11 protein-coding genes are annotated in these 15338 nt (G+C 47.7%); 6 read left to right on the forward strand and 5 right to left on the reverse strand.

The window, feature by feature from the left end; all coding sequences use genetic code 11:
* Positions 1–132 precede the first annotated feature (132 nt).
* Entirely contained in the window at positions 133–1842 is a 1710-nt protein-coding gene (gene dauA / locus JFY74_10870) for a C4-dicarboxylic acid transporter DauA (protein QQG26658.1), read from the forward strand.
* Between the two features lie 72 nt (positions 1843–1914).
* On the opposite strand, the gene JFY74_10875 is transcribed toward dauA, so the two are convergent.
* The 4 genes from JFY74_10875 to JFY74_10890 form a co-directional block, all read right to left on the reverse strand.
* A complete protein-coding gene (locus JFY74_10875) occupies positions 1915–2625 on the reverse strand; it encodes a hypothetical protein (protein QQG26659.1) in 711 nt (236 codons plus the stop codon).
* A gap of 4 nt (positions 2626–2629) precedes the next feature.
* On the reverse strand, positions 2630–4816 hold the full coding sequence (locus JFY74_10880; GenBank protein ID QQG26660.1) for a hypothetical protein: 2187 nt from the start codon (positions 4814–4816) through the stop codon (positions 2630–2632).
* A gap of 11 nt (positions 4817–4827) precedes the next feature.
* A complete protein-coding gene (locus tag JFY74_10885; GenBank protein QQG26661.1) occupies positions 4828–6663 on the reverse strand; it encodes a hypothetical protein in 1836 nt (611 codons plus the stop codon).
* A 101-nt stretch (positions 6664–6764) separates the two neighbouring features.
* The gene (locus tag JFY74_10890) at positions 6765–8399 is read right to left on the reverse strand and encodes an apolipoprotein A1/A4/E family protein (GenBank protein QQG26662.1); all 1635 of its coding nucleotides are present in this window, start codon (positions 8397–8399) and stop codon (positions 6765–6767) included.
* Positions 8400–9251: 852 nt separating this feature from the next.
* Here JFY74_10890 and folM point away from each other — a divergent pair.
* Entirely contained in the window at positions 9252–9974 is a 723-nt protein-coding gene (folM, locus tag JFY74_10895) for a dihydromonapterin reductase (GenBank protein QQG26663.1), read from the forward strand.
* Positions 9975–10151: 177 nt separating this feature from the next.
* Here the strand turns inward: folM and JFY74_10900 are convergent, their stop codons facing one another.
* A complete protein-coding gene (locus JFY74_10900) occupies positions 10152–11354 on the reverse strand; it encodes an immunity 26/phosphotriesterase HocA family protein (protein ID QQG26664.1) in 1203 nt (400 codons plus the stop codon).
* A gap of 217 nt (positions 11355–11571) precedes the next feature.
* On the opposite strand from JFY74_10900, the gene rstA reads away from it, so the two are divergent.
* From rstA to JFY74_10920, 4 genes are all read left to right on the forward strand, one after another.
* Positions 11572–12309, forward strand: coding sequence for a two-component system response regulator RstA (gene rstA / locus JFY74_10905; GenBank protein ID QQG26665.1), 738 nt, complete (start codon positions 11572–11574; stop codon positions 12307–12309).
* On the forward strand, positions 12306–13619 hold the full coding sequence (gene rstB / locus JFY74_10910) for a two-component system sensor histidine kinase RstB (GenBank protein ID QQG26666.1): 1314 nt from the start codon (positions 12306–12308) through the stop codon (positions 13617–13619). The genes rstA and rstB overlap by 4 nt, the downstream gene beginning before the upstream one ends.
* A 178-nt stretch (positions 13620–13797) precedes the next feature.
* Entirely contained in the window at positions 13798–14088 is a 291-nt protein-coding gene (gene asr / locus JFY74_10915) for an acid resistance repetitive basic protein Asr (protein ID QQG30517.1), read from the forward strand.
* A 350-nt stretch (positions 14089–14438) separates the two neighbouring features.
* Positions 14439–15290: a serine protease gene (locus tag JFY74_10920; GenBank protein QQG26667.1), complete on the forward strand. Its 852-nt coding sequence runs from the start codon at positions 14439–14441 to the stop codon at positions 15288–15290.
* The last annotated feature ends 48 nt before the right edge of the window (positions 15291–15338 follow it).

The raw sequence follows: 15338 nt of genomic DNA on the forward strand, positions 1-15338 counted from the left end.
GCCTCACCAAAACTCACTTCTCTTGATGTATATCTGGATCTTCTGAGCGCGTCCGGCGTATCGTAAGGCTGTCGTCGACGGACCGGCAGGCCCGCCATATTGATTTACTTCCTTACTTTGGTTTCTGCTTAGATGAAAACGCACGGAATTAACGGCGTCAGGCCGTTCAGCGCGCTGATCGATGCGTGCTGGCGCGAAAAATATACGCTGCAACGTTTTACCCATGACATTATCGCTGGCGTGACCGTCGGCATTATCGCCATACCACTGGCGATGGCACTGGCCATTGCCAGTGGCGTTCCTCCGCAGTACGGACTGTATACGTCAGCCATTGCCGGGATTGTCATCGCCGTCAGCGGCGGCTCACGCTACAGCATCTCAGGCCCGACGGCCGCCTTCGTCGTCATTTTGTATCCGGTGTCGCAACAGTTCGGACTATCCGGTCTGCTGGTTGCCACCTTGCTGTCTGGCGTCTTTCTGCTGCTGATGGGGCTCTGCCGCTTCGGTCGTTTGATTGAATATATTCCGCTTTCGGTGACGCTGGGGTTTACCTCCGGGATCGCTATCACCATCGGCACCATGCAAATCAAAGATTTTTTCGGCTTACAAATGGCAGTAGTGCCGGAACATTACGTCGAAAAAGTGGCTGCGTTGGTGCAATCGCTGCCGACCCTACATCTTGCGGATACATTGATTGGTGCAACGACGCTTCTGGTTCTTATCGTCTGGCCCAGACTCGGTATTCGCCTGCCCGGCCACTTGCCTGCGCTGCTGGCAGGCGTCGCGGTGATGGGGATCATGTCGCTGCTTGGTGAAAATGTGGCCACCATCGGTTCCCGATTCAGCTATATGCTGGCGGACGGTTCGCAAGGGCAAGGGATTCCGCCTATCCTGCCGCAGCTCATTCTGCCGTGGGATATTCCGTCACCGGATGGGAAGACGATGACGCTGGATTGGCAAAGCATTTCTGCTCTGCTGCCTGCGGCGTTCTCGATGGCGATGCTGGGGGCAATTGAGTCGCTGCTGTGCGCCGTTGTGCTGGACGGGATGACGGGCAAAAAACACAATTCTAATGCAGAGCTGATGGGTCAGGGCTTCGGTAACATCATCGCACCGTTCTTTGGCGGCATTACCGCGACCGCAGCGATTGCCCGCTCCGCAGCCAACGTGCGCGCAGGAGCAAACTCGCCGATCTCCGCGGTGATTCATGCACTGCTGGTGTTACTGGCGTTGCTGATACTGGCGCCGTGGCTGTCTTATCTGCCGCTGGCGGCAATGGCGTCGCTGTTGTTGATTGTCGCCTGGAACATGAGTGAAGCGCACAAAGTAGTGGATTTGCTGCGCCACGGACCGAAAGACGACATTATCGTGATGCTGCTCTGTATGTCGCTGACCGTGCTGTTCGATATGGTGATCGCGATTACCGTCGGTATCGTGCTGGCATCCCTGCTCTTCATGCGTCGCATCGCGCAGATGACCCGGCTGAGCGAACTGCCGGACACCAAAATCCCGGATCATCTGGTGCTGCGCGTTAACGGCCCGCTGTTTTTTGCCGCGGCGGAGCGCATCTTCAACGAACTGACCGTGCGCAGCGAAGGCTATCAAAATATCATCTTACAGTGGGATGCGGTGCCGGTACTGGATGCAGGCGGACTCAATGCGTTCCTGCGCTTTAGCGAAACGCTGCCTGAAGGTAAACAGCTCATCATCACCGACATTCCGTTCCAGCCGCTAAAAACGCTGGCGCGGGCGAAGGTTCATCCGATTGAAGGACGGCTCAGCTTCTACGGTTCATTAGCGCAGGCGATTGAGGCGACGACGGCACAACGCAGCATGAAATAAATCCAAATGATGTCATGGGCAGAACGACATTTGCTCATGACAATCCAGAGTAACCCATGGCCGGGATGGAGATTACCCCGTGACGGAGTAGAGCGAGGGAGCACGTGCAGATAGCTCTAAGGGGCGTTCGGCAATCAGTTGTTCAAAGAACACGGGGAGTGGCCGATTTTTCACGGTAAACCGAAAATCCAGACTCACTCGGGTAACATCACTATCATTTTTTACCGTGCCGTGGTTTAGACAGCTTCCATCAAAAATTAACGCTTCACCATAGCGAACAAGAATCGGCCGAAAATCTTTGCGACCATAATCGGTTTCAACCCACAGGCAGCAGCTTTCATTGGTATCAACAAACGGCATCCAAACGTTAACCTGATCATAGCGACCTGTGACCTGTGCATCCGTATGCCATGCGCTACAGGCCGGTAATCCAGCCAGATGGACACGCATTTCTGGATGCTCGGTATAGATAATTTTCCCGCCGAAATGATAAGCAATAAGGCTTTTTATAAAACGATGATATAACAAATAGAATAGCCCATTCTCAGGAACGGCACGCATCCGATTACGTAAATAGGTCATATCCTCCGTAGAAAGGCGCGCAGCACGCCCTTTTTTTTCATGGGATCGAATGCAATGTTCATGCAGCCGCGAAAGCGACAAGCCAAAAAATGCTTCCTTCCTGAAGGCCCACGCAAACGGAAATGCTCGCGTGTCGTAACGAAGGATCATCAACTTTTTATCACCCTGGTAGCCTTGCGAGTCAAGCACACCATTCATCATGGCCTCACTCCTTTTCTAACAACGTGACCAGCTTTACGATTGCCAGATTACTCTGCACAATTTTCTGCCAATTTGCCCAGAACAGAATGCCACCGCTCTCCTCCCCAAGACGTGCAAACTGAGTAATGTAGCGAGCCTCTGCATCAGGTACACCTAACTCAAACCAAGGCACTGGCCGCAATACAACACCATCAGCCAACTTTTTCATTCCGATGAGTCTACTGCCATTTTCATCAACACCAAAGCAATGGTGCGTTCCTGATAAGGGATCAAAAACAAATGTTAATCGCCCGATAGTGTTCTTACCCTGCCATATAATACTGTTTCCCTCACGACGACTAAGCAGCATAGGCTTATCATCCAAAAGCAGTGTACCCTCTTCTACACGGGCTTCCAGGATTTGGCTCGTTCCGTATTGTTTTCTTCTTAAGGAATATGCACCAATGAACGTGTCAGCCATTTGCTCAATCATGATAGCCTCTCGCTCAACAAGCGTTGCTGTCGATGCCGTAAATGGCATCAGAGCGACAGCGTCAATCCGCCCTCCTGCATACCCTGCTCTTCCGTTTGCGGAAATACTGCCGACAGCGACAGTACGATGCCGAGCGGTTCGCGCAAAACGAAACATCCCCTCCGTCTGGTTGCCCCCACCAGCTTTCCAACTCAAACAACCATTATGGAAATCAGCACGATGTACCACGTCCCCATTAATATACAAAGCAATCTTGTTATGACCAGAAAACGGCGCCAGCATACATATCACCGTTCGGGTATTCGCATCGTAATAGATCCCACTCCAAACATATGCCGTTCGCTGCCCAGCACGTGCCGCATCATGAGGTAATTCGTTATAAGACACGCCATAGTGTTCAAATAAATCATGGAGTTGAGAAATTTTTTTTGTTTTTATAATACGACGCGCAATGCGTGGGTGACGGACAATATCGTCCAGTAGCGCTCTGTTCCCTGCCGAACGTTTATGGAGACCTTTTGCTGCAATCTGCACCATGCCAGGGTCTTTGCTCGCCATCAACTTCATTTCTCGCTCCCCCATTCCTTGAAAAGGGGGGGTGCTGAGCGCATCAAATGAGTTTGCCTCATAACGCTTGAGCAAATCGGGGTTTTGCAACAATTCAACAATAAAGCGCGCCGCTAAGGTATCTTCCTGCCATTTGTAACCTGCAGGGACTTTGAAATCGACAAGTGCGTCAAGTGCACGTTTCTCTTTTTTAGAATATTCGGCAATTTTGCGCAGCGGGCTGGAAGGATTGAGCGGCTTATGACCTGGTTTCAGAAGGCCCAGCTGGATAGCACGTTCAGGATTAATCGGACGAATATCTTTTGGCGGCAGGTAAAAGGTCGAAATGCCGGTGACTTTCTGTTGAATACTTGGGTCGTACAAATCACGAATACAGTATTGTTCAATCGTTGGTGGAATCCCGGGGTAGCGCGATGCTACGTAATTAATGAGGGTATGATCTTCACCATAAAACGCTTTCAGATAGTCAACGAGTAGAATGAAGTTGTTGTTGAGATAGCCAAGCCGCCGATAGCCAAGTTCACCGATCAACCCCACCTGCCACAACACAACATGTGCTGCGGTATCAGGTTGTTTATCTCGGATCATCATGTCACTCGCTTCATAGGTCTGTAAGCCAGGTGAACTGGGATCAACCCCCAGATCGGCACACAGACAGTCAAGCGCACTGATACCCGGGCGCATGAAAGCGGTATGACCCTCTTTGCGTGCAATTTGTATAGCTCGGTGCGTAGACAAAACAAAAATGCCAGGGTGTCCGTAATAAATACCAACAACATGCTTACCACGGCGAACGTGATGCAACATGGCCTCGGTCATTTGCATGTAAGTGGCATAGCGGGGCTTACTGTCATCGTAGAAGACATAAAGATCAAACGCATCAGGCCGCTGTTCTTTAATCCAAACCACGGTGGCAGGATCGGCGACGCAATAAAAAACATAGTCCGCCGTGTTAATAAAGTTCTCATCCTGACGACTAAAACTCACTGCCTCGATCCCAGAACCAATGATAGTCAGCTTTCCAGGGGCTCCTCCCGCCACCACGCCACCATTATGCACATTTGCTTTAGCGATATCCTGAGCTAGATCTTCCCATGCCTGTGTCCGTTCTTCTTTTTGGGGATAACGTTTTGATTGATGAATATCGAGCATAGACATGTTCCTCAGGAAATTTTTTTCAAATAACGAATGACGACACCACATGCGACCTTGATAGGCAGGCATTGATCGTCATATGTCGCTTTAGATAATAGGATGTAACCCTGATATTGGTCGCTCCCCGAACCCGCATTGACCATTTGGTTGACGACATCATCGATGCTGGATTCCGGCCATGTCCAATTTTTGAGTGCTGAATCTTCCGCAGCGTTCTTCGTCATTAGAATGTTAGCGACGAGCATATTTTGCTCATCTACCGTTGGATTCCCTTGCTGAACCCAATCTGCAAATGTTTTCCAGCGTGTTTCTACTGAGTTGTTGCCATTGAACATATAGTTAACCAACATGCCCGTTGATGAGGCTTGTTGGGGCGCCTGGTTATAGAGGCTTTCTTCACCTGCTTTACGCCAAACACCAAGTAACTTACTTGCACTCTGAAAAGCGAACATAATGGCCAGATTTTTTGCCAGAGCTTGGAAACCTTTATTGATTATCCAATTGCCAATTTTGGTAAGCGAAGAATCGACAGTACCGGAAGGCACATCAACATCGGTATCAACGCTGGTATCCGTATCAACATCAATATTCGTATCCTGATCGGTATCCACATCCACATCCACGTCAACATCCGCATCTATATCGACATCTATATCGACATCGACAAATACCACATCAACATCAATATCCACATCGATATCCACGTCAATATCCGTGTCCTGCACCACATCAATATCCGTATCCACGTCAATGTCCGTGTCAACATCGATATCGATATCGACATCAACATTAATCGGGTCGATATCTTCTGCGTCATCCGGCTCAAAACTGGCGGATTCATTACTGGTTTGAAACCGATTGGCAATTTTGTTGTAGAGAGACTGAGACTGATTCACCAGAGATTTCATACCGCCGGGTATCGCTTTCATAATAGTGACAGCCATATCAACCATCATATAAACCTGAAAGCCAAGATAGGCGGTATAGGTTAGATCATAGGAGATAACCCACCAGGGAATAGTTGGACCGGTATAAGTTTGAGCGATAATTTTATTGCCATTATTCGTGCCCAGCCAGTACATACCAAATGTATCAGGCTTTCCTTCCCACGCCATTTCACGATAAATACCTCTGAGATCAATGCCAGAAGTTTTCGTCGCACCGCTCGTTGTTAAGTTACCATTTACATAGGATAGTACTTGTTCAGATGAGCCATTCGCCGGTTGGTACATTGCCTGACCATCAGCAATAACAACCGTCGCACTAAGCTCATCAGGGAACACAAATCCATAATCATTATTGCTTTGATAAAGGTAATATTTACCTGGCCAAGCATAAAGAGAATTTAATGCCCAGAAAGTCACTATCGAAAAAGCATTATAGGTACAGCCTTTATATTGTGTGTTATCGAAAAAATTTTCTATTTGTGTATTAAGCGTCAGAATATTATCTGGATTAAGCAGAATTTCATTAAATTGCAACGCAGTTGGAGAGTAAGGTTGCGCGGTATATTGCTGATAAAAAGCAAAAGCCTGATTAGAAGCATTCTGCATATCCGTTGTGACGGTAAATGTCTGCGTTCCACTAGGCGCAAGGATATCAGGCACCCACAGGGCAACGGGGAACTGGTCTTCTTCTCTGACAATGACCAAGCGAGCAACTAAAGCCTCGATATTAATATTGGCAGAACCATTCCCAGGAACCGTGCCAGTTTTAGTATAAATCTGATCTAAATCCTCAGGAGAAAGATTATCTGAGCTAGATGGCTTCGCATCCATTGTTGAATAAACAATAATATTTGATGGAAGCATGTTTTTTATATTGACAAAGTTATTAGATGACATCGCACCCCCTGTTTTATGGCCACCTTAAATATATAATAAAAACACCGACAAAATAAAAAAGGAGAAAAGGAAAGAGAAAAACATTTCTCTTTCCAATAGAATCACATTACACTCATATCGAAATCTGGTCCTTCAGGAGAATCACCGCTCTCTTCATCAGCTTGTCTCTCGTTCATGGCTTCTTGCTGTTCTTTCAAATCATTCAGATTTTCATTGGAGGCATTTATTTCATCTATTGTTTCCGAACTAATATCATCACCTAAATTCTGAACGATGGACTTCAGGCTCGAATCTATTTCATTGAAAGTAATTTCAAGGCTTGAGCTTACTTCTTTTATTTCAGGAAGCGTTGAAGCATTAGCTAACTCTTCTGATGCAGAACGTAATTTCTGAGCCACGTCCTCTATTTCATCGTTCACACCATATTGAGCAATTTTATCAAGCTGGTTACTATATTCATCGATCTGCCCCTGTAAAACAGTTCGTTGCTGCTGAAATGACAGCTCATCAGCAGCAGCTTGCATATTTTTGCCAGCAGAATCAAGATCGCTATCAAACTTAATATCTGACTGTGCTCTATCAGCCACATCTTGGTTGTTTTTAGCGATTTGTTCAGAAATCGAGTCTAACTTATTATTAATCTCTTCATTCTGCTCTTTTGTTAACTCTTTTTCTTGATTTTCTCTTTCTTTAGCCAGCCTGGCTTTCCGTTTACCCCAAGTAAGTTCATAAACAAAGTGCACCCCCATTAACAAGCCAACACTGTTACTTATGTAATCAAAAATAGTCGAAAAACTAGTTGAGCTTTTCGTACTAAGATCTTTTTTATCTTTCGTACCACAGGATTGATTTCCATTTATCGTCCCTGACATCATTGGAATTACGCTATCCGGTGAATTATTACCATTGTTAATTTGATTGCTTGACACCCAACTTATGACCAAACAAATAGATGGAAAATCTGCATTAACATCAGAAACAAACTGACCTTTATTGTAAGTCAGACTCGTATTTTTACCACTTGAGTCGGTATAAAAAATACTGTAACCACCATTATTATCAGTCAAATCAAATGGCACTTTTAAATTATTTAAATTAAATATAACCTGACCATTGGCCACCACATCATCAGATGTTGATTGATACATATAGAAAGTATAAGAAGGATTAAAGCCTACAGAAGTGCCAGCAAAAGTTCCTATATAACTCTGAACACTTGCATAAGTCACTGAAGTACAATTTTTGAATTGCTTTGTTCCCTGAAAGAAAGTATCAATAGCATTCTCTGCCGGAGGCTGGGTCTGCGTACCATTATTCTGCTGACTTTTCAAAGCACTAATGAAGTTGGTTGCAGTATTGGAAGTAGGGTATGCTTGAATATATTGATAGAATTTATAGGTATTTTCCATTGCATCGAGTGCATCACTAGCTATGCTATAAGGAGGATAGACATCCGAAGTCGAAGTTAATGGTAGGCTCGCGCTTGTATCCGCCACCGGAAAGCCATTCGATGGTAGAGAAAACACCACATCATAAATCAGATTGTCGGTATCAAGCATAACATCGGTCGTACTATTTGCTGCAATTTGATTATCACTCCCAGACGTCTCCAAATAGCTTAATGATGCTTGATAGATCATTTCCATCGACGGTGAATCACTTGTATCAAAAGAACTAATTGCATTAACCGATTTATTAGTTTCATTGGTCACCGACCATTTGCTATTGTTAGCCATGTATATTTCCTCACGTTAATTTATGCCAAAATAATCAATTAAAAGCAACACTATCATTATCTACTACTGCCGCTATAGCGCTATAATACTGGAAAATATCATCAATATTAAGAAAGGCACCAAGATAACCATATACCTATATTTTGGCCACTTCTGAAAACTAAAAGTTATTCTATAATAATAGTGGGGCTGCTTATTATTATAGAATAACGTCGAATTCTTTGCATTATCACCATCAATATTATCCGCAAACAGAATCAATTCAGAGAAATGACCTTCCGATTGAGGCATAAACATAACAACCAGCATTGACTACATCTTGAGGAACTGAATTATTTAATACGAAAATATAATCTCTCATCACAGCCCCCCTTTTTTATATTTATTGAACTTTAAACCATCATTAATACAGAAGAATATCGTAACCATATACGAATAAAAATCAACGTGATAAATGGCCGACAGCTAAATATCAAGAGTGCGCTAAACGCCATTAATAGGCAGATACGAATCTATGAAACTGCACAGCGCCGCTAAATAATCCGTGTCGTTCAAACAACATGGCTCACATGGAGAGCAGGCTTTTCTATATTTCCTTTTCTCCTCTTCGGTAGTAGTTTGCTGCGCACTATCCTGATGGGTATAAATTAAAGCTTCATTATGGCGGCAAGGAAGTAAATCTCGATGAGCATACTCAGGTAAGTGCACACTGCTCACAGCGGAGCCAAAGGGGCGAGTCTCACGCGTACACAGCTAATGTACATGCAATTTGGAGAATGACGAATAGAGTGGTTAATTCAGGTATATTGTCATGGTTCCCACTTTCGACTAACGTGTTGAGGAGACCTAATTGTGGCAACTTTTTCTTCCGCTCCCGTGTTAATCACCGGCGGCGCACGGCGTATTGGGCTGGCACTGGCGCGTTCGTTTATGGCTCAGTCGATTCCTGTCATCATCAGCTATCGCACGCCTTATCCCGAACTAGAGGCGCTACAGCAAAACGGTGCTATTTGCCTGACCGCCGATTTTTCCACCACGGAAAACCTCTATGCGTTTGCGGAGCAAATCCAGTCGCTTACGCCGCAGCTGCGCGCCATCATTCACAATGCCAGCCGCTGGGAGCCAGAAAGCCCCGCGACACCGCCAGAACAAACGCTGGCCGATATGCTACAAATTCACGTCTATACGCCCTATTTACTCAATCAACTGTTGGAATCTTGCCTGCGTGGGCAAGGTATCGCAGGTGCCGACATTATTCATCTGACGGATTACGTAGTAGAAAAAGGTAGCGAGAAACACATCGCCTATGCTGCCAGTAAGGCGGCGCTGGATAACATGACGCGTTCCTTTGCCCGCAAACTGGCACCGGAAGTAAAGGTAAACGCCATTGCCCCCAGTTTAATCACATTTAAGGAGCAAGATGACGAGGGATATCGTCAACAGGCGCTGGACAAGTCCTTGATGAAAATTGCCCCTGGTGAAGAGGAAATTGTCCGACTGGTGGATTATCTGTTCAGCAGTAACTACGTCACTGGAAAAACGTTGGGGGTTGATGGCGGTCGGGCTTTGCGCTAAAGCCCCACACCACAGAAATGGCGGGGTACTTACACCATTTCTTTTTCCCCATATATTTAATGAGTGAGCAGATTACGTATAATTTTTTTCTTTATTCTTGTTGTCCAAATCTTTCATTAACGAACCGTCCCACTGGCATGCACGCCCCCGAAAGCGCATGCAATGAGATGGCGGGAATTATTTCGTCTCTTTTTTCTTCACTCGCGCCTTACGCTGGTACGCTTTATTGCTAGCGACATACGTCAGGTAGGCTGCACGCGTCAGCCCGCCAGTACGCTGGGCGAAGGCATCGTAGGTCGTATCAGGTGGAAAACCAAACTCGGCCAATGCCCGTTCCCACGCTTCACGATGTGCCGGTTTGTGCAACGTTTTATCGTAGTCAGGGAAACCGTTACCGGCAAAGCATTCGGCTGATACGCTGCTATAAGCCCCATTGTTCATATAGCTGCGCCCAGCTTTAAAAGCGGTATCCTGACTGGCTTTCTCGATCGAACACGGTCCCCATGACAGGCGATAGCCACTTTTCTGTGCGCTGATGCTTGGGCCATAGCCAACCGGGAACAGAATGTCGTCTTCCGACAACGTTTTCGATCCCACATACTCATAGTTACCGCGCAGAAACGAGTGATCCATAACAATCGAGCACTTTTCAGACAAGGGTGATGCCACGATCTCCGACAGAGGGAGATTACGCTCGGTTGTGCGAAGCAGATAAGGTCGAACAAACAGCGGCATCGTCATCACATCATTCCAGATGCTGTGTTCAGCAAACAGTTCGTCCTTTTGCATCTGACGCAGGTTACCAATCACCAGAACATAGCCATCGGTATGCAAATCTATTTCGACCCGAAAGATATCGCCCGGAACCGTTTTATGCTGCTGGTTTTTCGCACTCATCAACCGTTCCAGTTTGTGCGCATAATCCGCCGGCAATCGCTCGCGATAAGATCGCAGCCAGTCGACAATCTCTTCTTTAGTGGTCAAATGACGGCATTCTGGCAACGGTAGTCCGATTGAGTTGCGGTAATTGCTGGCGTTGATATAACCGTAGCTTCCCGAGTTCAGCGTTCTGACGCCCGCAGAAAACACAATGCCATCGGCCATCACGCTGGAAACGCTGGTGTACGTCAGCTTCTTTTCTTTACCGCGCGCGGTTCTCGGCAAAATAACGTCACGTTCGCGCGTGTGAATAATGACGTCTTCTTCCTGATAATTTAACTCGGTGGCGGTAATGCGCTTACGGACCGTGTCGCCATCGAAGCAGATGAAATAGTCGTTACGCACGGTGATAATATCCCATTCAGACGACAACGGTTCCAGCCCGAAGTAAGGACGTAAGGCTTCCTGCATCCAGCTGTTTATCTGTTCAATCGGTTTCATCTTCAGCGGTTCCCTGTGGAATCATCAGTGATATGTCGTCGCCATTTTCGGTAAACAGCGAGAGTCAGGCACAATCTTGCCTAAAAAAGTACGCGTTGCAGCTTATCTAATTCGGACAGATAAACAAACACTTAACACCCATTTACGCTTCATCTCTCGTTTATCACCTATCATCAAGCTATGCTATCAGCAACAAGATGGGGATGACGTAGATACCATGCATAAGATTGTTTTTATAGAAGATGATACCGAGGTCGGAAAATTGATCGCGGCCTACCTCGGCAAGCATGACATTGATGTTCAGGTTGAGGCTCGAGGCGATCGGGCATTGGCCTTTATTGAACAACAGCAGCCTGACCTTGTGCTGTTGGACATTATGCTGCCCGGCAAAGACGGCATGACCATCTGTCGGGAATTGCGGCCACAGTACAGCGGCCCGATAGTGCTGCTGACCTCGCTGGACAGCGATATGAATCATATTCTGGCGCTGGAAATGGGTGCTGATGATTACATTCTGAAAACCACGCCGCCCGCCGTTTTGCTCGCCCGTTTGCGCCTGCATTTGCGACAATACACCACAGTCCCCCAAGCCGTGCCAGAAACAGCCGCGCCCACCGCGTTACAAGTGCATAAATCACTGCACTTCGGCCTGCTCTGCATCGATCCCGTCAATCGGGAAGTGACATTAGGGCAAGAGCACATCGTGTTATCCACTGCGGATTTCGATCTACTCTGGCAGTTGGCGACCCATGCAGGCCACATCATGGATCGGGATGCGCTGCTGAAAAACCTGCGCGGGGTAACCTATGACGGCATGGATCGCAGTATTGACGTCGCGATTTCCCGCCTGCGTAAAAAATTGTACGACAACCCATTGGAACCGTTTCGTATCAAAACGGTGCGCAATAAAGGCTATCTGTTCGCCCCCAATACCTGGGAGAGTGTCACGCTATGAGAAAGCTGTTCGTCCAGTTTTTTCTATTGCTGTTCGCTTGCTTTGTCGTCATGACGCTACTGGTCGGGCTGGTCTATAAAGTCACAGCCGAACGCGCCGGGCGTCAGTCCATGGATGATCTGATGAAAAGCTCGCTCTATCTCATTCGTAACGAGCTACGCGCGATCCCCCCCCGCGAATGGCATAAGACCATCAGCCAACTCGATTTAAATCTGTCGTTCAAACTGCATATCGAACCCGTGAGCAAATATGCTCTGAGCCCCAAGAATCGACAGCGTTTGAATCAGGGGGAAATTATCGCACTGGATGATGAATACACGTTTATCCAACGCATTCCCCGCAGCCATTACGTTCTCGCCGTCGGCCCGATTCCTTATTTGTTCTTCCTACATGAAATGCGGCTGCTGGATTTGCTACTGGTGATGCTCATCGGGCTGTCACTCGCGTTGCCGGTTTTCTTGTGGATGCGGCCACACTGGCAGGCCATGCTCAAACTGGAGAATGCAGCACAGCGTCTAGGGAATGGTCATCTGGAGGAACGCATCCACTTCGATAGTACCTCAAGCCTGTTCCGGCTCGGCGTCGCCTTTAACCGGATGGCGGATAACCTGAATCAGCTCATCAGCAGTAAAAAACAACTGATTGACAATATTGCGCACGAACTGCGTACGCCGTTGGTCAGACTGCGCTATCGACTGGCCATGAGCGACAATCTGACGGAAGACGAGCAGCAGGCGTTAAACCGGGATATTGGTCAACTTGAAGCGCTGATTGACGAACTGCTGACGTATGCCAGACTCGACCGCCCACAGGTGACATTACATCTTGCCAATATTGATATTCCTTCGTGGCTACAGGCAAAAGTTGACGATTTCCGTCTGATCCACCCTGATAAGCACATTTCGTTGGAAATCCCCCATTCAGCACAGATTGGCGCGCTCGATTTGCGCCTGATGGAGCGGGTTCTGAATAACCTGATCGGTAATGGACTACGCTTCTGCCATAACCAACTGCACATCAGCCTGACGTCCGACGCAGAGCACATCGCGTGTCTGCAAGTCGAAGATGACGGCTCCGGTATTCCACCCGACAGCCGGGAAAGCGTGTTTGAACCGTTTGTCCGTCTGGAAGCGGGTATCGAGAACAGCAGCGGCGGATGTGGGCTGGGGCTGGCGATTGTTCATGCTATCGCCCGGGCTTACGACGGCAGCATTACCGTGGATGACAGCCCACTCGGCGGAGCCCGTTTCCGTTTTTGCTGGCCGGTAAAAACCGCAACAACGCAGGCCGCAATCGTCATTCAGCACTAGCACTGAGACGGCGGTAATTCCGCCGCTTCTCCCTGTCTTTCCCACTTTTGCTGGCTTGTACATTAGGTTACACGCCGAAACCAATCACTCACTGAAGCCGCCCTCTGTTTCTCCTATTCTCTCTCTACCAGCCCAACTGAGGGCTACGAAACGTGAATGAGACAATGAGGAAATGATGATGAATAAAGTATTAGTTATGATCGCAGGTGCTGCACTGGGTCTGTCCTCTGTAGCGTTTGCCGCGGATACCGTAACCAACGCACCAATGCAACCTTCTGCTCCGGCTAAAGTCGTTCACCATAAAAAATCGGTGAAGAAAGCTAAACCCGCTCCTGCGCAGAAAGCACAGGCTGCTAAAAAACACGTGAAGAAAGCTAAACCAGCCCCTGTACAGAAAGCGCAAGCTGCCAAGAAACACGTGAAAAAAGCGAAAACTGCAAAACCAGCTACCACCACGCCAGCAGCATAATCGACAATCGTACACGCCTTCCCCACTGGGAAGGCGTGACTTGGAGTAAGCAACGGCGCTAAAGGACTTACCGCGATAGGACACAACCATCAAACACCCGGCCTACTGGGTATTTATTTCATAGAGGGACAGGAGAATGATACGGCGTTATTCATTTGAGATTATGTTATCTCTTGTTCTACTCTGTGGCGTTATCACCCTGAGTTTTTTTCTTTAATCAGCAGAGTTTTTGTATCAGACTGTATTGACCGTCAAAATCAAGTCCCTCACCAACAAATACATCTATAGTTAATTCAACGCGCTATATTTAGCACCTCAAGATGACTTTTATCATAAGGCTTATTCACAACATGCGCATACCAGCCTGGTTGTTATGTTCATTATTATTTATCGCTCCGCTCAGTTGGGCAAAATCCTCACCAACAGACACCACCGCGCAGAAGCAGCAACAAATCTTATTTTTCAATCATGACGATCGGGATATCGTTCCTGATACAGCGGTCTGGCCGTGGCAAGCGATTGGGCAGTTGGAAACCGCCAGCGGCAACCTCTGTACCGCAACGCTGATTTCCCCACATCTGGCACTGACAGCCGGGCATTGCGTGGTTGCGCCACCGAAGGGCGAGATAGATAACCCCGTCGCGCTGCGCTTTCTGGCAACAGAAAACGGCTGGCGTTATGAAACGACAGAAATTGAAGCGCTGGCGAATAAAACGCTCGCAAAAAAACTGAAAGCCGACGGCGAGGGATGGATTGTTCCTCCTTCCGCAGCACCGTTGGATTACGCCCTGATTCGGTTAAAGCAAACGCCGCCCGGAATCCGCCCACTTCCACTCTGGCAAGGCAGTCGTCAGGAATTGATGCAGGCTTTGAAGGACAACGCCCAGCGCGTCACTCAAGCCGGTTACCCAGAGGATCATCAGGAGGCGCTTTATCGCCATCAAAACTGCTTGATCACCGGCTGGGTTCACTCCGCCGTTATGGCACACCAGTGCGACACGCTACCTGGCGATAGCGGCTCTCCGCTAATGCTGAATTCAGCCACAGGTTGGGTACTCATGGGCATTCAAAGCTCCGCTCCCGATGCCAGTGAACGCGGCCAGGCCGATAATCGCGCCGTTTCCGTTACTGCCATTCGTCAGCAGTTGGAAACATTGGCAAAACAAAGCTCGCCAACGCCAAGCTCACCAACACAACGCTAACGCCCACTACACAAAAGCCCCACCGTCAGGCGGACACCGTTGTTCAGG

This window comes from Pectobacterium carotovorum (genome assembly GCA_016415585.1).
GTDB lineage: Bacteria > Pseudomonadota > Gammaproteobacteria > Enterobacterales > Enterobacteriaceae > Pectobacterium > Pectobacterium carotovorum_K.

Coding starts and splice junctions, on each gene's coding strand:
- dauA (QQG26658.1), top strand. CDS start 133: ATGAAAACGCACGGAATTAACGGCGTCAGGCCGTTCAGCGCGCTGATC.
- JFY74_10875 (QQG26659.1), bottom strand. CDS start 2,625: ATGATGAATGGTGTGCTTGACTCGCAAGGCTACCAGGGTGATAAAAAG.
- JFY74_10880 (QQG26660.1), bottom strand. CDS start 4,816: ATGCTCGATATTCATCAATCAAAACGTTATCCCCAAAAAGAAGAACGG.
- JFY74_10885 (QQG26661.1), bottom strand. CDS start 6,663: ATGTCATCTAATAACTTTGTCAATATAAAAAACATGCTTCCATCAAAT.
- JFY74_10890 (QQG26662.1), bottom strand. CDS start 8,399: ATGGCTAACAATAGCAAATGGTCGGTGACCAATGAAACTAATAAATCG.
- JFY74_10900 (QQG26664.1), bottom strand. CDS start 11,354: ATGAAACCGATTGAACAGATAAACAGCTGGATGCAGGAAGCCTTACGT.
- rstA (QQG26665.1), top strand. CDS start 11,572: ATGCATAAGATTGTTTTTATAGAAGATGATACCGAGGTCGGAAAATTG.
- rstB (QQG26666.1), top strand. CDS start 12,306: ATGAGAAAGCTGTTCGTCCAGTTTTTTCTATTGCTGTTCGCTTGCTTT.
- asr (QQG30517.1), top strand. CDS start 13,798: ATGAATAAAGTATTAGTTATGATCGCAGGTGCTGCACTGGGTCTGTCC.
- JFY74_10920 (QQG26667.1), top strand. CDS start 14,439: ATGCGCATACCAGCCTGGTTGTTATGTTCATTATTATTTATCGCTCCG.